Source organism: Streptomyces sp. NPDC102514 (assembly GCF_055584525.1).
On the sequence record NZ_JBVJLW010000028.1, the window covers coordinates 1 to 15,384 of the forward strand.

Here is a 15,384-nt window from a genome sequence, read left to right on the forward strand (position 1 = left end):
TGTGCCCGGTGCGGCGAGTGGGGGTCCCCCGGCCGGAGGCTGGGGGAGCGTGCATGGCGTCGCCCGGCAGACGGGAATTGTCAGACAGGCCCTAGGGCGCGCCGGGTCCGGGCGAACCGCTCCTTCTCCGCCTCGGGCGCGTCCGCCGGGACGACGGTCGCGGCGGCGTACGTCTCCGGGTCGGTCAGGTACTCCGGCGGCAGCGTGAGCACCGCGTCGCCCGCCTCGGGGAGCCCGCTGTTCTGCATGAGGACGGTGATGCGCAGGTCGTCCTCGTTGACGAGCCGGTGGATCGTGCCGGGCGTGAACCAGGCCACCGCGCCCGGCGCGAGCGGCGTGACCTCGTACCCGGAGGTCGTCAGGGTCTGCACCGCGCCCCGCCCGCCGGTGACGACGTACGCCTCCGAACAGGTCAGATGAAGGTGGGGAGTTCCGCCGCACACCCCGTCGTCGGCGGGCCAGTCGTAGACCGAGAGATGCGAGACGGCGACCCCGCCGGGCAGGCCGGCAAAGCCCTGCGACGCATCCTCGGCGCCGCTCACCACGGGTGCTCCGCCAGGTACTCGGCGATCTCCTCGCGCTCCCGGACGCCGTCCGCGACGACGACGCGGTAGCGGCGGGTGAGCGTGTCGCCGGGCGCGAGTTCCAGCTCGTCGAAGAAGGCGAGGGAGGGCGCGACGGCCGCGAAGGGTTCGTTGCGGACGAACCAGTGGGCGGGGTGGGCGCCGCCCTCGCCCGTGTGGTCGTTCTCCGGGGCGTGCGCGAAGACGAGGGTGGCGTGCCCGTCGGCGACATCGTGCTCGGCGGAGTACGCGAGCCAGGGCGCCTGCTGCCCCATCAGGCCGGGGCCCTCCGCGTCGGGGCCGATGATCCGCCCGTCCCGGAAGCCCCGGGGACCGCGCCAGAACAGGCCGGTGTACCCGGCCATCTCCCGCCCGGCCGTCGTGGGACTACCGAACCGCAGGGGCTCGTCCCGGCGGTTGGTGACGGAGGTCGTCCAGGTCAGCGCCCACGAGCCGGACGCCGGGTCCACGTCGTGCACCTCGATGCGGCGCTCCTCCTCCGCCCAGAGCGAGCCGTCGTACGGATGCCAGGTGAGCCGCTCGGCGATGACCGCGCCGCCCGAACCGGTCCTGTCCGCCTCGACCCGGTCGAACGTGACGTGCGCCATCGAGCCGACACGCTCGGGGAGTTCGAGATACCCCTCCCCGTGAACGTATGTGTTGCCGCCCCACAGGTTCGCCCCCGACAGATGCGAGGCGGTCATCTGCAGGCCCTTGTGCCAGCGGTGGTCGTTGGGCCGGTAGTCCGTGACAACGTTGCCCGCGAGTGTCCTGAGCGGATGCAGATACGGTTTCGGGGCCTCCCAGGGCGCCTCCGGACCGTACACATAGCTGAACAGCTCCACGCCGGAGGTGGGTTCGGTGACCGTGACGCGGTCGCCGTGGGCGTGGACGACGCGCAGGCCGCCTCGTGCGGTCATGCCGATGCCTCCTCGTACGTGGCGGGTGTCGCGGGTGTCGCGGGGTCCCAGCCGGGCGCGCCCCCGTGCAGGGCCGTGTAGTAGGAGTCGCCGGGGCCGATCTCGCCGGCGCGGACGGTCGTGTCCGTGAACGCCGACTTGTAGAGCGCGGTGATGAGTTCGAGGCTGGTGCGCCCGTCGGCGCCGCTGCTGCGCGGACGTTCACCCGCGCGCATGCTCGCGACGAGGTCGCGCAACTGGGCCAGGTGCGAACTGGGCACGTCCGTACCGAAGTCCTGCCACGCCGCCACGTCCTCGGCGGGCGCGTCCGGGGCCGGGGTGATCCGCCAGTTGTCGTTGCTGTGCCCGTAGAGATGGGTCAGTTCGACCGTCGCGCGCTCGCAGTCGATCCGGATGCGGCTCACCTCGTCCGGGCTGAGGACGCTGTTCACCACGGTCGCGAGGGCGCCGCTCGCGAAGCGCACGAGGGCGGTGGAGACGTCCTCCGTCTGCACGTCGTGCACCAGGCGTCCGGCCATGGCCCGCACCTCGCTCCACGGTCCGAGCAGGTCCAGCAGGAGGTCCATCTGGTGGATGCCGTGGCCCATGGCGGGGCCGCCGCCCTCGGTCTCCCACTTTCCGCGCCAGGGCACGGCGTAGTAGGCGGCGTCGCGGTACCAGGTGGTCTGGCAGTGGGCCACCAGGGGCCGTCCCATGGCCCGGTCGGCGATCAGACGGCGTACGTGGCGCGCGCCGGAGCCGAACCGGTGCTGGAAGACGATGGAGGCGTAGGGGCCGCCGCCGGTGCCCTCCTGGGCCTCCACGGCGTCGAAGTCGGCGAGGGTCGGCACGGGGGGCTTCTCGCACCACACCCAGGCACCGGCGCGCAGCGCGGCGACGGTCTGCTCGCGGTGCAGGGTCGGCGGGGTGCAGATGGAGACGAGGTCCGGGCGCTGTTCCGCCAGCATCCGGTCGAGGTCGGTGTAGCCGTGCGGGACACCGCCGTCGGCGCAGAAGCGCTCGACCGCGTCGGCGTCGATGTCGACCGCGGCGACGATCTCCACCTCGCCCTCGGCGGCGAGGGCGGCGAGCGCGGGCAGATGGCTGCCGGAGGCGATGGCTCCGGTGCCGATGACGGCGGCCCTGATACGGCGGCCGTCGAGCGGGACCGCGGACCGCCGCTCGGGCGCGGCGCTCCGCTGTCCCGTGCTCTCGTGTGCGGTGTCCTCGTGCTCGGTGTGCTCGGTCGTCTTGCTGGTGGTGGCGTCGCGGGCAGTACGCATGGACGGGATCAGCACTCCATCGGACGTGACAGCGGATCTGGCGGACGCCTGCCCGTCACGGTGACCAGGAGACGGTCCCGCGACAGCAAGCGCTTTCACTCCTCGCGGAAACGTAAGCGGCACATCCTCGCGGGTCAACACCCTCACCACCTCGCACGACCGTCTCTGGGGAGGCCCTGTCGTCGCGCTGTCACCTGGGGGCGCTACGCTGCCCCGGACGCGCCTGATCACCGCAGACCACAACAGGGCACGTCCGTCCGCCCATTCGCTGCGCTCCCGCCATCAGCACTTGGATCACGTAACTTCATGTCTTGGTTTGAATCCCTCATCCTCGGACTCGTCCAGGGGCTGACCGAGTTCCTGCCCATCTCCTCCAGCGCGCACCTGCGGCTCACCGCGGCGTTCGCCGGCTGGGAGGACCCGGGAGCGGCCTTCACGGCGATCACGCAGATCGGCACGGAGATCGCGGTGCTGATCTACTTCCGCAAGGACATCGCACGGATCATCTCGGCCTGGTCCCGCTCGCTCGTGAACAAGTCGATGCGCAGCGACCACGACGCCCAGATGGGCTGGCTGGTGATCGTCGGCTCGATCCCGATCGGCGTCCTGGGCATCACCCTCAAGGACCACATCGAGGGGCCGTTCCGCGATCTGCGCATCACCGCGACCACGCTGATCGTGATGGGCATCATCCTGGGTGTGGCCGACCGGCTCGCGGCACGTGACGAGTCCGGTGGGAAGCACCGGGCCGCGGTCGAGCGCAAGTCGCTCAAGGACCTGAGCGTGAAGGACGGCCTGATCTACGGCTTCTGCCAGGCGATGGCCCTCGTCCCGGGTGTGTCCCGCTCCGGCGCCACGATCAGCGGTGGCCTCCTCATGGGGTACACCCGTGAGGCCGCGGCCCGTTACTCGTTCCTGCTGGCCGTCCCGGCGGTGCTCGCCTCCGGCGCGTTCGAGCTGAAGGACGCCAGCGAGAGCGGTCATGTCTCGTGGGGCCCCACGATCTTCGCGACGGTCATCGCGTTCGTGGTCGGTTACGCGGTCATCGCGTGGTTCATGAAGTTCATCACGACCAAGAGCTTCATGCCGTTCGTCTACTACCGCATCGCGCTCGGCATTGTGATCATCGTTCTGGTGGCCACGGGTGCGTTGAGCCCGCACGCGGCGGAGTCGTCCGGCTGACGCCCACCTCCGCGTACAGAGGTACGCGGAGGCACAGAGGTGTCGCTCCACAAGGTTGTGCACAGAACGAAGCCGCCCGCATGGTTCCCCCGTGGCGGGCGGCTTCGTGCTCGGTGTCCGGAGATCCGACTCGGCGGCGGCGACGTAAGTGTCCTGGGCCGCTGGACGACACCGGCGCGAGCCGGTGACGGGATTCGAACCCGTGTTTCTCTCTTGAGAGGAGAAGTAGCCGCTGCCTTCGCACCCGGACGTGCATGACGGTAGCGGGTACGGCTCCCGCGGGCACCCGAATAAAATCCGGACGCCGGTACTCCCTGGTCAGCCGGCGGGGAAGGCCTTCGCCCAGGGTTCGCGCCCGATCTGCAGCCCGTTGAGCACGTACGCGATGGTGCGGTACCAGCCCGCCAGGACCAGGAACTCCAGGGCTTCCTGCTCCCCGAGGTGGTCGCGGAGCGCGGTCCAGGCCTCGTCGGTGAGGCGGGCCGTGTCGTGGAGCTGGTCGACGGCTGCCAGGAGCGCGCTCTGACGGGGCGTCCAGACCGGGTCGTCCGGGGTGCCGGTCACCGTCAGGGGGACCTGCTCCGGAGTCAGGTCCGCGGCCTCGGCGTACGCCACCGCGTGGGCGCCCCACTCGTAGTCGCAGTCGCAGCGGGCCGCCACCCGGAAGATGACCAGTTCGCGGTCGGCGTCGGGGAGCAGGCCGTGGACGAGCAGGCTGCCGCCGAGTTCCCGCATGCGGGAGGCGAGGTCGGGGTGGCGTTCCAGGACCTTGAAGAGCATCAGGGGTTCCTGGGTGACGCCGGGTGGCATCCAGCGGCGTAAGGCGCGCTCGGACTCGGGATCGTAGGGCGGCGTGATGCCGTCGATGCGTTGCTTCATGCCTCCCGACTCTTGCGCTTCTGTTTTAGAAGCGCAAGAGTCGGAACGCAAAGGACGGCACGGCGAGTTGTCGGTTCGGTGAGTCGACCGGCTCGGGGAGGAGAGGTTGTGGGCACGACACCCCGTCCCGGGCGGCCGGTGCGCGGTTCGGAGACCGGGCGCCCCGTGATGGCCGCGCTGGACCTGCTCGGCCGGCGCTGGACGCTCCGGGTGATCTGGGAACTCCACCTGGGCGGTGCGCCGGTGGGCTTCCGCGATCTGCAGCGGCGTTGCGACGCGATGTCGTCCAGCGTGCTGTCGGCCCGGCTCACCGAACTCCGCGAGGCGGGGATAGCCGCCCCCACGGACGGGTCCACCTGGCGCCTGACCCCGCTGGGCGACGAGCTCGTGGCGGCGATGGGTCCTCTGCTGGACTGGTCGCGCACGTGGGCGGAGCGGCAGTGAGGTGCGTCCGCCGTCCCGTTTCCCAACTCGGTGCTGCTTAAACGCTTATGGCGTGACCAACCACATACGGCGTGGGTAGTCATCTGGTAGCGCACCGTCAGTCCTTGGCCTTACGCTGATGCGCATGTCCACCAATTCTCCGACCCCTGGTTCCGTGCGGTCAGCGGCCGCACTGAATGAGCAGATCCGAGCGTTATGGATACGCGCGGGCGGATACCTCTCGCCCCAGGAGCGCATCGAGTACGAGCTGCTGGTCGTGCAGTGGGCGGCGGCGGTACGCGAAGAAATAGTCGAAGCGGCATGAATTGCGGGGCGCACGGGCCCCATTGAAACGCCCCGCCCCGCCCACCTCTGCCGACCCTGCCCGGCCCGGCCCCCAACCGGCGCCCCGGCCACCCGCACGATTCCATCGCCCCTCGGCCCGGCGCCCCGGCCTGACGAACGACCGTCACGACACCGGCGCCGGCCGCGCCACCCCCGTACCGCCGATCGCGGTGAGCACGTGGTCGCGGAAGGTGCGCGGACCGCGGCCGGTGAGGCGGCGGACCGTGTCCGTCGTGCGGTTCTCGGCCCCCTCCGCGTTCGCTCGGTCCATGCCGGCCAGCATCGCCGCGTACTCCAGTGGCATCGAAGCGGCCAGACGGTCCCTCATCTCCTCGTACGGCAGCGGCCGGTGGGCCACCGCGCGCCCGGTCACCTCGGTGAGGATCGTCGCGACCTCGGTGTGACTCAGTGCTTGCGGGCCGGTGACGACCAGGTCGGTACAGGGGGCCCGCCGATCGGTCAGCGCGCGCACGGCGACGGCCGCGATGTCGTCGGCGTCGACGAAGGCCACCCGCCCCTCGCCCGCCGCGGTCACGATGACCCCCTCCTCGCGGATGCTCCGCGCATGCATGTGGTCGCCCGTGAAGTTCTGCATGAACCAGGAAGGCCGCAGCACCGCCCACTCGTCGAACAGTCCGGGCAGCGCCTGGTGCACCTGCCCGACGGCCGGGCCGCCCGCCGCGATCGCGGAGGAACTGAGGAGCACCGCCCGGCGCACTCCGGACGCACGCGCCCGCTCCAGGAAGGGCAGCACGACGTCGGCCGGGGTCGCGGAGTCCAGGGGCGCGACGAGGTACACACGGTCCGCGCCGTCCAGCGCCCCCTCGTAGGTCGCCGGGTCGTACCAGTCGAAGCGGACGGCCTCGGCGCCGCCGACGGGAGTGGCCCGGCGCCCGGCCGCCCTGACCCGGTGGCCCTCCCCGGCGAGGCGGGAGACCACGCGGCTGCCGGTCGTGCCCGTGGCGCCGAGCACGAGGACGGCCGCGGGGGCGGACCCCGCGCTCATCGGTCGCCCCGCGTGAAGTCGGTCGCGCTGCCCGGGGAGACGGCCAGGGGGTTCCAGTAGTCGCGGTAGTGCGTGATCAGTCCGCCGGCGACCGTCACCACGGCGATGTAGGTCATGTCGAACGGCTCCCCCGTCGACACCACCAGCCCCACCCCGCGCATCTCCACCACGATCGTCCCGGCGTCGCCGGTCTCATGGATCTTCACGTCGGGAAAGTCGTGCAGGTCGATGTGGTCGGGATAGTGACGCATGTAGTCGGCGACGGCCGCCTTGCCCGTCAGCCGTTTCGGCCACCCGTCGGGGGCGAAGGGGAACTCAAGGACGCCCTGGTCGTCCCAGAGGCCCACCCAGGCCGGAATGTCCTTGTCGATCAGCATCCGCAGGCCCCGGCGGAACAGGTCCGACGGCCCCGCGGTCGCAGCTGTGCTCGTGGTCATGGGAATTCCTCCGATACGATACGGACCAGCGGTCCGCTTGAGTTCGACTATACGGACCCGCGGTCCGCTTAAGCAACCCGTCGACCCGTCCGCGTGTCCCACGCGCCCCTCGGCCCCCGGAGGACCCCGTGCCCGAACGCAAGCCCCGTGCGGACGCCGCCCGCAACCGGGAAGCGGTACTCGCCGCGGCCGACCGGCTCTTCGCCCGCAGCGACAGCCCCCAGCACGTGTCCATGGCCGACATCGCGGCCGAGGCGGGCGTCGGCAAGGGCACGCTCTTCCGCGGCTTCGGCGACCGCACCGGTCTGATCCGGGCGCTCCACGAGACCCGGCTGGAACCCATCCGCCAGGCCGTCGTGGACGGCCCGCGCCCCCTCGGACCCGGCACCCCGCCGGCCGAACGCGCGCCCGCGCTCCTGGACGCCCTCCTGTGCTTCAAGCTCGACCACCGCCATCTCTCGCTGGCCCTGGAGGAGGCGGGCAGCGGCAGCCCCTACGGCGCCGGGCACTACGACTGGTGGCACGGCACGCTGCGAGGCGTCCTGGAGGACGTTCCCGGTTTCGGCGACGGGAACTTCGCCGCCCACGCCCTGCTCGCCGCGGTCCGCGCCGACCTCGTCGACCATCTGGTGGACCGTCACGACGCCTCCCGTGAACAGCTCAGGGCGGAGCTGGCCGCCTACACCGCGAAGCTCCTGAACGGCTCGTACCAGGACGTCCGTACAGCGCACGCCGGGTGAATATCCCTGCACGCCCCTTGGCGCGCTCCGCCCCGTGGCCAACACTGAGCCGATGACGCAGCGTGTGGAACTGGCGACGGTGATGGACCGGCTCGCGGTCGACGAGATGGTCACCGAGTACGCGGTGGCGGTCGACGACGGGGACTGGGAGGCGTACCGGCGGCTGTTCACACCCGACGGACGGGCGGACTACCGGTCCGCGGGCGGTGTCGAGGGGGACGCCGGGGAGATCGCCGCCTGGCTCTCGCGGACCATGGAGCTGTTCCCGATGCGGCAGCATCTGATCGTCAACCGGCGGGTGCGCTTCGGCCTGCTGGAGCAGGACAGCGGTGACACCGCCCGGGTCCAGGCCGACTACGTCAACCCGATGCGGTTCGCGGGGCAGGACGGCGGATCCACCGAGCCCGACTTCGTGTGCGGCGGCCGGTACGACTTCGGACTGCTGCGGACGGCGGAGGGCTGGCGGGTGCGTGAGGTGGTCGTGCACGAGAAGTGGCGCCGGGTCCCGCAGCGCCGCCAGGAGCCGGCCGCTCCTTGACGCGGGACGGCCGTCCGGGCGCAGCCGGTGTGTTGATCGTTTCGGTGCCCGCACACTGGACACACTGGAGTCACTGAAACCATCGACTCACCGAGTCACGCACCGTACTTCGAGGGCCGCGGGAGGCGCTGGATGAACCTGTCCGCCACTGACTGGCGCCGAGGTCTCGGCCCGCGGATCGGCTCGCGGATCGGTCCGCGTCTCGGTTCTCCGTGGTGGCGCGGCGCGACGGCCGTGCTCGCCGGTGCGCTGCCGATGCTGAGCTTCCCCGCGCCGTCCCTGTGGTGGTTCGCGTACGTGGCGCTGGTGCCGTGGATCCTGCTCGTGCGCTCGGCTCCGACGGGGCGGCGTGCGGCGTACGACGGCTGGCTCGGCGGGCTCGGTTTCATGCTGGCCGTGCACCACTGGCTGCTGCCGAGCCTGCATGTCTTCACCGTCGTGATAGCGGCCCTGCTGGGCGCGCTGTGGGCTCCGTGGGGCTGGCTGGTGCGCCGGTTCCTGGCCGGTACGCCCTCGGCAGGCCGCGTGCTGGCCGCCCTGTTCGTACTGCCGTCCGGCTGGCTGATGGTCGAACTGGTCCGCTCCTGGGAGGGGTTGGGCGGCCCCTGGGGTCTGCTCGGATCGAGCCAGTGGGACGTGGCGCCCGCGCTGCGGCTCGCCTCGGTCGGCGGGGTGTGGCTGCTGAGTTTCCTGCTCGTCGCCGTGAACGTGGCGGTCGCCGTCCTCGTCGCCGTGCGCTCCTCCAGGATCCCGGCGATTGCCGGGCTCGTCGCGACGGCCGCGGCGACCTCGGCGGTCTGGGTCTGGTCGCCCCGGCCGGCGGAGGACGGCGAGCGGGCCCGGATCGCCGTCGTGCAGCCCGGCGTGATCGACGGCGCGGGCGCTCCCGAGAAACGGTTCGCGCGCGAGGAGGCGCTCACCCGGAAGCTCGCCGGGCAGGACGTCGACCTGGTCGTGTGGGGCGAGAGCAGTGTCGGTTTCGACCTCGCCGACCGTCCCGACCTCGCGGACCGGCTCGCCGCGCTCTCCCGCGAGGTCGACGCCGACATCATGGTCAACGTCGACGCGCGCCGCTCGGACCGGCCGGGCATCTACAAGAGTTCCGTGCTCGTGGGCCCGCAGGGCCCGACCGGTGACCGCTACGACAAGATGCGGCTCGTGCCCTTCGGCGAGTACGTCCCGGCGCGCTCACTCCTCGGCTGGGCCACCTCCGTGGGCAAGGCGGCGGGCGAGGACCGGATGCGCGGCACCGAGCAGGTCGTGATGACCGTCGGCGACGGACTGAGGGTGGGCCCGATGGTCTGCTTCGAGTCGGCGTTCCCCGACATCAGCCGGCATCTCGCACGCGACGGCGCCGACGTGCTGCTCGCCCAGTCGTCGACCTCGTCGTTCCAGAGCAGCTGGGCCCCCGAGCAGCACGCCTCGCTCGCGGCGCTGCGGGCCGCCGAGACGGGCCGGCCGATGGTCCACGCGACGCTCACCGGCGTCTCGGCGGTCTACGGTCCCGACGGGGAGCGCGTCGGCTCCTGGCTCGGCACCGACGCGCGCACGTCCGCGGTGTACGAGGTTCCGCTGGCGCACGGCGTCACCCCGTACGCGCGCTTCGGTGAGTGGCCGGTGTATCTGGCCCTGCTGATCCTGGCCGCGCTGGGCGCCACCGAGGGTTTACGGGCGCTGCGGGTCAGGCGGTCGCGGCGCCTCGGGGCGAGCGCTCCGTCACCGCACGCACCACGCGCTCGCACAGTTCGTGAGTCTCCAGCGCGTCCCGGGCGCTGAGAAACTTGCCCGCGCGCACGGCGTCGAGGAAGGCGAGTACGGCCTGCTCGATGCCGCGCTGGCGGGCCACCGGCACCCAGTCGCCGCGCCGCCGGACCGTCGGCTGCCCCTTGTGGTCGACGATCTCGGAGAGGTTGACCACCTGACGTTTGGTGTCCTGTCCGGACACCTCCAGGATCTCCTCGGCGGAACCGCTCAGCCGGTTCATCACACCGAGTGCCGTGAACCCCTCCCCCGCCAGCTGCAGCACGACGTGGTGGAGCAGCCCGTCCTCGACGCGGGCCCGCACGGTCACGTCGTCGACCGGTCCCGGTACCAGGAACCGCAGGGTGTCCACGACGTGGATGAAGTCGTCGAGGATCATCGTGCGGGGCTGTTCCGGCAGGCCGACGCGGTTCTTCTGCATCAGGATCAGCTCACGCGGGTGCTCGACGCACTGCGCGTACCCGGGTGCGTACCGCCGGTTGAAACCGACGGCCAGGCTGGTGTTCCGCTCCTCCGCGAGCCGCACCAGGCGCTCGGAGTCGGCGAGTTCGTACGCGATCGGCTTGTCGACGTACGTGGGGACGCCCGCTTCGAGCAGCGCGCCCACGATCTCGGGGTGGGCCTGCGTGGGCGCGTGCACGAACGCCGCGTCGAGGCCCTGGGCGAGCAGTCCGGCGAGGTCCGTGTGCCGCCGCCCGTCCGGCACGTGCAGGCTGTCGGCGACCCGGGTGAGGGTCGCGGGCGTCCGCGTGTGCAGATGCAGTTCGAGTCCCGGGCGGGTGGCGAGCACCGGCAGATACGCCTTCAGCGCGATGTCGCCGAGTCCGATGCAACCGACCTTCACAGGGATCTCCTCCGGGACAGGACACGGGTCCGGGGCACGCGCGCCCCGACGTCGTCGGAAGCATACGGCGACCGCGGCGGCCCCATGGCCAGGACGTTTACACGAGGGGCAGCTCGGCGAGCATCACCGCGTAGAGCGGGGAGTCAGGGAAGGGCCGGCGCTCCCCTACCTTCCGGAAGCCCCAGTCCTCGTACAGGGCCTGTACGCGGGGGTGCTCGACGTCCACCAGGAGGACGGCGAGGTCCTCGGGCCGCTCCTCCAGGAGCGCGCGGGACAGTTTGTCCGCCACCCCCCGCTTCCGCCAGTTCGGATGAACGGCCAGCTCGGAGTAGGAGAAGGTCACCGCTTTCTTGGGGGCCTCGTCGAGATGCTCGCGCCACCACTCGCGGCCCTCGACCGCCGGGGCGCCGTACGCGAACCCCATGGCCTCGCCGCCCTCGTACGCGATGACGCAGGCGAACGCCGGATTGCCGCCCCAGTGGTCCACGAACCAGGGGAACTTCTTCTTGAAGTCGTCGTCCCGGTCGGGGCCCGCCGCCGCGGCGTGCAGGTCGATGATCGTCTGCCGGATCCGCGGCAGGTCGTCGTGCCCGAAGCGGCGGATGTCCAGGCCATCGGCGCTCACAGTCGGCTCCATTCGGATCGGTAGCGGTCTCCCCACTCTCGGGCGATCCCGGCGTCCGGCGCAAGAGTGATCAGGTCCCGGTAGTAGTCGCCGAGCAGGGAGCGCATCCGGCCCGGGATCGGATGGCCCGACATCAGGGGGAAGACCGAGGCGGCCGTCGCGCACGCCTGCTCGACGTCCCGCTGGTGGAGCTGGGCCAGCGCGAGCCGCCCGGTGGCCAGGGCCCTGTTCCTGCGGAACTCCGCCGGGATCGTCCGCAGGGCCTGGTGGGAGGCGGCCTCGGACTCGGCGAAGCGCCCGTTCCGGTCCTGCACGATGGCGGTCATGGCGAGCAGTTCGGCGGGACCGTAGAAGGCGATCCACGACGGCTGGGGCTCGTCCGGCCGTGCCTTGTCCAGGGCGTCCCCGGCGTGTCCCAGGGAGCGCAGGGCGGCCTGCCGGTCGCCGAGGTTCGAGTGGCCGATGGCCGTCCTGGCATGGGCCAGGGAGCTGTACAGGGGCAGCCGCCTGGCGACGGCCGTTCCCTGGGCGGCGTAACCGGCGTCGACGGCCTCGGCGTACTCGTCCCGGTGGTGCGCGAGGATCGCGTACGCGTTCCAGACCCGCAGCTCCGCCACGGGGTCCTTGGCCATTCCGGCCAGGTAGAGCGCCCGGCCCAGGAGTTGGGAGGCGCGGTCCATCCGGCGGGCGTCGATCGCGCTCCAGGCGGCCGTGGCGGTGTAGTCGGCGGCCACGGAGAAGAGTCTGCGGCGGATGCGCTGGGTCGCCCCGAGCCGTTGTTTCTCCAGGGCCTCGGCGGCGCCGGCCAACGCGGCGCGCTCCAGGCCGTCGTGGCCGCCTCTGCTGCGGTCGAGCGCCATCAGGGCGTCCAGGCCGGAGCGCAGCCGGATGACGTCGGAGGTGCCCACCTGGGGCGGCGCACCGGCGAACGGTGTCACGACGGCGGCTGTTCCGGTGGTGGCGGTGAGGAAGTTCCTGCGGTCCACAGGGGCCTCCGGTTCGGTGGCGGGACGGTTGCGGGCCGGAGGACTGAAGCCCAGTTCCTCGGCCGTACATCCGAATACTGCCTCCAGCGCCTCGCGTTGACGGGGGTGCGGCCACCTCGTTCTTCCGGTCCGCCAGTAGCGAACGGTCCGGTCGCTGACCGTTCCCTCCTGTCCGGCGGCGGTCAGACGGACGTTGACCGCGTCGACCAGTTCGGCCTGGGTCATGCACCGCTCGCTCATCGCGCTCATGAAGCGCTCGTTGCCGTCCACATATGCACGGTAGGCAGTGATTCCTGGCCATGAGTACAGATCGCGGAGAAATATCCGGTTGGGTCGTATCCATCGCGGGGGGATTTTTCCTGCCTCCGCGCGCCCCGAAGCCGTTCACTCGGTCAAGGCACATCACACCCGCACCCCGAGGTCCTGATGACTGTGACGGCAACACCACGTCCGACCGGGCATCCCGGATACTCACAGACGCTCGAACGCGTACCGGAGAGCGCGGGTGCGGCGCGCAGCCTGGTGCGTACGGCCCTCGCGGCCTGGCAGCAGGACGAGCTGACCGAGGACGCCCTGTGCGTCATCACCGAGCTGGTCTCCAACGCCGTCGACCACGCGTGCTGCTCCGTGATCCGGGTCGTCGTCACGCGCCCCGCCGACGACCGCGTCCTCCTCGCGGTCGTCGACCGCTCCCGCGACCTCCCGAGGATGCGGACCGACTGCGACGGGGAGCGGATCCGGGGCCGCGGCCTCGTCCTGGTCGACGCCCTCGCGGACCGGTGGGGCACCGAGCCCCACCGCTGGGGCAAGACCGTCTGGGCCGAACTGAGGAGCGGGCCGGCGGCCGACGGCTGAGGAGCGGGGCAGGGCTGAGCCGGGCTGAACGGGGCGCGGCGGGGGCGCGGCAGCTCGGGGTGCGGGCGGGAAATCGGGTGGGCCGGGGCAGCGGTCGTCCGCGATGATGCGGTCATGACGATCGAGCGCAGGGAACCCGCGACGGACGCCGGTGAGCGAGCCATGCTGGAGGGCTGGCTGGACTACCACCGGGAGACCCTGGCCTGGAAGTGCGAAGGCCTGGACGACTCCCAGCTCAGGACGGCTGCGGTACCGCCCTCCGAGCTGTCCCTCCTCGGGCTCGTCCGGCACATGGCGGAGGTGGAACGCAGCTGGTTCCGCAGGGTCCTCGTGGACGACGACGCCGGGCCGCTCTATTACAGCGACGAGGATCCGAACGGCGAGTTCCATCTCACCGAGGCGGACACCTGGAAGGAGGCGTACGCCACCTGGCAGGGCGAGATCGCGACCGCCCGCCGCAACGCGGCGCCTCTCGGCCTGGACGACCTGTCCGAGGGCCGGAGCAGGTTCACCGACAAGCCCTTCAACCTGCGGTGGATCTACACCCACATGATCGAGGAGTACGCGCGCCACAACGGCCACGCCGATCTGATCCGCGAGCGCGTCGACGGGGCGACCGGCGACTGAGGGCGACCGGGGCGGCATCGGCCGCCGCGCTTTCACCCGTGCGGGGCACAGTGCGCTTGTCAGCTCCCCAAAGCACGGCGGAACCAGCAGAGTTGCGCGGGTGCATCGAACCGCGACCACCGCAACGCTTCTGGTCACCGTGGCCGTCTCGGCGGTCTCAGCCGTCTCGGGCTGTGTGACCGTCCAGCGAACTGCTTCCCCCGCCCGGCCGTCCGTCCCGCCCCCGGTGTCGGAGCCGCGCCCGGACGGCAGGGCCGAGCAACGGGTCGTCCAGGCCCCGGCCCGCGAGGCCCTGGAGCTCATCGGCCCGTCCCGCCGCCCTTCGGCAGCCGCGTCCGGACCGGCCCGTACGCCTCCTGCGGGTCCCGCCGCCGCGGCGGACCACCCCCGGCACGTCCCCGCCGAACCGGCGCGGCGCCCGGAGCCCCGGCGGCCCGAGCACCGGGCCGTGCCGCGACTGCCCGCGTCCGTGCCGTCGACGGGCACGGACGTGTGCGCGCTGGGCCGGACGTACGGCGGCTGGCGGGCGGACAGTCCACAGGCGGCCATCTGCCAGGACATGTACGGCCGTTGACGCCCCTCGGGCTGACTGGGGCTGCCTGGGTCTGCCTGGGTCTGGAGGTCCGGCGGCGTCCTAGGGCTCCCGACGCGGCGGCCCCAGCGTCTCGCCTCCCGGGCCTCTTCCCTGCCCCGGCCGTCTCGGCGTGGGCTCGGGTGCGCCGTCCGGGCCCTCCCGGTCCAGCCTCGACTCCAGGCGGCCGATGCCGGCCCGGACCCCGTCTCCGTAGGCGTCGTCGCCGAGGACGCCCACGCCGGCCCGCGCCGCTCCCAGGTGGCCGCGGGCCGCCTCGGAGCGGCCGAGCTTCACGTAGTCCGCGGCGAGGTTCAGATGCAGGGACGGGTAGAAGGCCCGTACGGCGAGGGACGGGTGGCGCTCCGGGTGGTCCGCGCCCCGGTCGTCCGTGAGCTCGTCCGTGAGTTGATCAGTGAGCTCGTCCGCCGCCGACAAGGCCCTCAGGTCCCAGGCGAGTTCGTCCGAGGGATCGTCCTGCGTGTCGGCCATGTAGTGCGCGAGTGTGCAGCGGTGGAGCGCGTCGCCCTCCTCGCCGATCTCCGCCCACAGGTCCAGGAAGCGGCTCCGGGCCTCCTCACGGTCGCCGCCGTGGAGAAGCATGACGGCCTGCCCGATCCTGGTCGTCATTGCGTCCGCCGCCGCCTGCTCCTGCTGCTCCGCCACCGCGTCGCCCTCCACCCGCTCGTCCGCCGGCGGGCGCGCCCGCGCCTGCCGTTGTCGCCTCTCCCCGACGCTAACGGCAGGCGCGGGCGATCGAGCTGAGGCGGCCCCGTACGCGGCTGGGCCGACGCGGTGACGGCCGGATCGAACTGACGCG

General features: G+C 71.9%; 18 protein-coding genes and 1 pseudogene. 9 read left to right on the forward strand and 10 right to left on the reverse strand.

The features are described 5' to 3' along the window. Positions 1-92: 92 nt before the first annotated feature. The 3 genes and pseudogenes from ACZ60E_RS41990 to ACZ60E_RS42000 form a co-directional block, all read right to left on the reverse strand. A pseudogene (locus ACZ60E_RS41990) lies at positions 93-542 on the reverse strand (cupin domain-containing protein); the annotation flags it as partial. Then, a complete protein-coding gene (locus ACZ60E_RS41995; protein WP_469447481.1) occupies positions 539-1,483 on the reverse strand; it encodes a DUF6807 domain-containing protein in 945 nt (314 codons plus the stop codon). The gene ACZ60E_RS41995 and the pseudogene ACZ60E_RS41990, both read right to left, overlap by 4 nt. After that, complete coding sequence (locus ACZ60E_RS42000) at positions 1,480-2,745, reverse strand: Gfo/Idh/MocA family protein (RefSeq protein ID WP_469447483.1); 1,266 nt, start codon at positions 2,743-2,745, stop codon at positions 1,480-1,482. Before ACZ60E_RS42000 ends, ACZ60E_RS41995 begins: the two co-directional genes overlap by 4 nt. A 306-nt stretch (positions 2,746-3,051) precedes the next feature. Here ACZ60E_RS42000 and ACZ60E_RS42005 point away from each other — a divergent pair, with 306 nt between their 5' ends. Then, positions 3,052-3,927, forward strand: a complete 876-nt coding sequence (locus ACZ60E_RS42005; protein ID WP_384815991.1) for an undecaprenyl-diphosphate phosphatase — start codon at positions 3,052-3,054, stop codon at positions 3,925-3,927. A gap of 318 nt (positions 3,928-4,245) precedes the next feature. Here ACZ60E_RS42005 and ACZ60E_RS42010 read toward each other — a convergent pair whose 3' ends face one another. Beyond that, positions 4,246-4,806, reverse strand: coding sequence for a carboxymuconolactone decarboxylase family protein (locus ACZ60E_RS42010; RefSeq protein WP_469447485.1), 561 nt, complete (start codon positions 4,804-4,806; stop codon positions 4,246-4,248). A 168-nt stretch (positions 4,807-4,974) separates the two neighbouring features. On the opposite strand from ACZ60E_RS42010, the gene ACZ60E_RS42015 reads away from it, so the two are divergent. Then, entirely contained in the window at positions 4,975-5,250 is a 276-nt protein-coding gene (locus ACZ60E_RS42015) for a winged helix-turn-helix transcriptional regulator (protein WP_469447593.1), read from the forward strand. A gap of 124 nt (positions 5,251-5,374) precedes the next feature. Next, a complete protein-coding gene (locus tag ACZ60E_RS42020; RefSeq protein ID WP_384815986.1) occupies positions 5,375-5,554 on the forward strand; it encodes a hypothetical protein in 180 nt (59 codons plus the stop codon). 144 nt (positions 5,555-5,698) lie between these two features. Here the strand turns inward: ACZ60E_RS42020 and ACZ60E_RS42025 are convergent, their stop codons facing one another. Both ACZ60E_RS42025 and ACZ60E_RS42030 read right to left on the reverse strand, forming a co-directional pair. Continuing rightward, the gene (locus ACZ60E_RS42025; protein ID WP_469447487.1) at positions 5,699-6,580 is read right to left on the reverse strand and encodes an NmrA family NAD(P)-binding protein; all 882 of its coding nucleotides are present in this window, start codon (positions 6,578-6,580) and stop codon (positions 5,699-5,701) included. After that, positions 6,577-7,017: a nuclear transport factor 2 family protein gene (locus tag ACZ60E_RS42030; RefSeq protein ID WP_469447489.1), complete on the reverse strand. Its 441-nt coding sequence runs from the start codon at positions 7,015-7,017 to the stop codon at positions 6,577-6,579. Before ACZ60E_RS42030 ends, ACZ60E_RS42025 begins: the two co-directional genes overlap by 4 nt. A 128-nt stretch (positions 7,018-7,145) precedes the next feature. Here ACZ60E_RS42030 and ACZ60E_RS42035 point away from each other — a divergent pair, with 128 nt between their 5' ends. The 3 genes from ACZ60E_RS42035 (at position 7,146) to lnt (ending at position 10,071) form a co-directional block, all read left to right on the forward strand. Then, a complete protein-coding gene (locus ACZ60E_RS42035) occupies positions 7,146-7,757 on the forward strand; it encodes a TetR/AcrR family transcriptional regulator (RefSeq protein WP_453795638.1) in 612 nt (203 codons plus the stop codon). A 52-nt stretch (positions 7,758-7,809) separates the two neighbouring features. After that, positions 7,810-8,295, forward strand: a complete 486-nt coding sequence (locus ACZ60E_RS42040) for a nuclear transport factor 2 family protein (protein ID WP_384815975.1) — start codon at positions 7,810-7,812, stop codon at positions 8,293-8,295. 132 nt (positions 8,296-8,427) lie between these two features. Beyond that, positions 8,428-10,071 (forward strand): apolipoprotein N-acyltransferase, encoded by a 1,644-nt coding sequence (lnt, locus tag ACZ60E_RS42045; RefSeq protein ID WP_469447492.1) that lies wholly within the window; start codon positions 8,428-8,430, stop codon positions 10,069-10,071. Here lnt and ACZ60E_RS42050 read toward each other — a convergent pair. The 3 genes from ACZ60E_RS42050 to ACZ60E_RS42060 all read right to left on the reverse strand — a co-directional run bounded on the left by ACZ60E_RS42050 (position 9,977) and on the right by ACZ60E_RS42060 (position 12,781). Further along, positions 9,977-10,900, reverse strand: a complete 924-nt coding sequence (locus ACZ60E_RS42050; RefSeq protein WP_384815969.1) for a Gfo/Idh/MocA family protein — start codon at positions 10,898-10,900, stop codon at positions 9,977-9,979. The genes lnt and ACZ60E_RS42050 overlap by 95 nt on opposite strands. Positions 10,901-10,997: 97 nt before the next feature. Further along, on the reverse strand, positions 10,998-11,525 hold the full coding sequence (locus ACZ60E_RS42055) for a GNAT family N-acetyltransferase (protein ID WP_469447494.1): 528 nt from the start codon (positions 11,523-11,525) through the stop codon (positions 10,998-11,000). Further along, positions 11,522-12,781, reverse strand: coding sequence for an XRE family transcriptional regulator (locus tag ACZ60E_RS42060; RefSeq protein ID WP_469447496.1), 1,260 nt, complete (start codon positions 12,779-12,781; stop codon positions 11,522-11,524). The genes ACZ60E_RS42055 and ACZ60E_RS42060 overlap by 4 nt, the downstream gene beginning before the upstream one ends. 156 nt (positions 12,782-12,937) lie before the next feature. Here ACZ60E_RS42060 and ACZ60E_RS42065 point away from each other — a divergent pair, with 156 nt between their 5' ends. The 3 genes from ACZ60E_RS42065 to ACZ60E_RS42075 all read left to right on the forward strand — a co-directional run bounded on the left by ACZ60E_RS42065 (position 12,938) and on the right by ACZ60E_RS42075 (position 14,567). After that, complete coding sequence (locus ACZ60E_RS42065) at positions 12,938-13,366, forward strand: ATP-binding protein (protein WP_469447498.1); 429 nt, start codon at positions 12,938-12,940, stop codon at positions 13,364-13,366. 114 nt (positions 13,367-13,480) lie between these two features. After that, entirely contained in the window at positions 13,481-13,993 is a 513-nt protein-coding gene (locus tag ACZ60E_RS42070; protein WP_469447500.1) for a DinB family protein, read from the forward strand. Between the two features lie 100 nt (positions 13,994-14,093). Next, positions 14,094-14,567 carry a hypothetical protein gene (locus ACZ60E_RS42075; RefSeq protein ID WP_469447502.1) on the forward strand — a complete coding sequence of 158 codons (474 nt, stop codon included), beginning with the start codon at positions 14,094-14,096 and terminating at the stop codon, positions 14,565-14,567. Between the two features lie 60 nt (positions 14,568-14,627). Here ACZ60E_RS42075 and ACZ60E_RS42080 read toward each other — a convergent pair whose 3' ends face one another. Next, positions 14,628-15,230, reverse strand: a complete 603-nt coding sequence (locus ACZ60E_RS42080) for a hypothetical protein (RefSeq protein ID WP_469447504.1) — start codon at positions 15,228-15,230, stop codon at positions 14,628-14,630. Positions 15,231-15,384 lie beyond the last annotated feature (154 nt).

Excerpts from the sequence above, each read along its gene's own strand:
- ACZ60E_RS41995 (WP_469447481.1), bottom strand. The coding sequence starts at position 1,483 with ATGACCGCACGAGGCGGCCTGCGCGTCGTCCACGCCCACGGCGACCGC.
- ACZ60E_RS42000 (WP_469447483.1), bottom strand. The coding sequence starts at position 2,745 with ATGCGTACTGCCCGCGACGCCACCACCAGCAAGACGACCGAGCACACC.
- ACZ60E_RS42005 (WP_384815991.1), top strand. The coding sequence starts at position 3,052 with ATGTCTTGGTTTGAATCCCTCATCCTCGGACTCGTCCAGGGGCTGACC.
- ACZ60E_RS42010 (WP_469447485.1), bottom strand. The coding sequence starts at position 4,806 with ATGAAGCAACGCATCGACGGCATCACGCCGCCCTACGATCCCGAGTCC.
- ACZ60E_RS42015 (WP_469447593.1), top strand. The coding sequence starts at position 4,975 with ATGGCCGCGCTGGACCTGCTCGGCCGGCGCTGGACGCTCCGGGTGATC.
- ACZ60E_RS42020 (WP_384815986.1), top strand. The coding sequence starts at position 5,375 with ATGTCCACCAATTCTCCGACCCCTGGTTCCGTGCGGTCAGCGGCCGCA.
- ACZ60E_RS42025 (WP_469447487.1), bottom strand. The coding sequence starts at position 6,580 with ATGAGCGCGGGGTCCGCCCCCGCGGCCGTCCTCGTGCTCGGCGCCACG.
- ACZ60E_RS42030 (WP_469447489.1), bottom strand. The coding sequence starts at position 7,017 with ATGACCACGAGCACAGCTGCGACCGCGGGGCCGTCGGACCTGTTCCGC.
- ACZ60E_RS42040 (WP_384815975.1), top strand. The coding sequence starts at position 7,810 with ATGACGCAGCGTGTGGAACTGGCGACGGTGATGGACCGGCTCGCGGTC.
- lnt (WP_469447492.1), top strand. The coding sequence starts at position 8,428 with ATGAACCTGTCCGCCACTGACTGGCGCCGAGGTCTCGGCCCGCGGATC.
- ACZ60E_RS42065 (WP_469447498.1), top strand. The coding sequence starts at position 12,938 with ATGACTGTGACGGCAACACCACGTCCGACCGGGCATCCCGGATACTCA.
- ACZ60E_RS42070 (WP_469447500.1), top strand. The coding sequence starts at position 13,481 with ATGACGATCGAGCGCAGGGAACCCGCGACGGACGCCGGTGAGCGAGCC.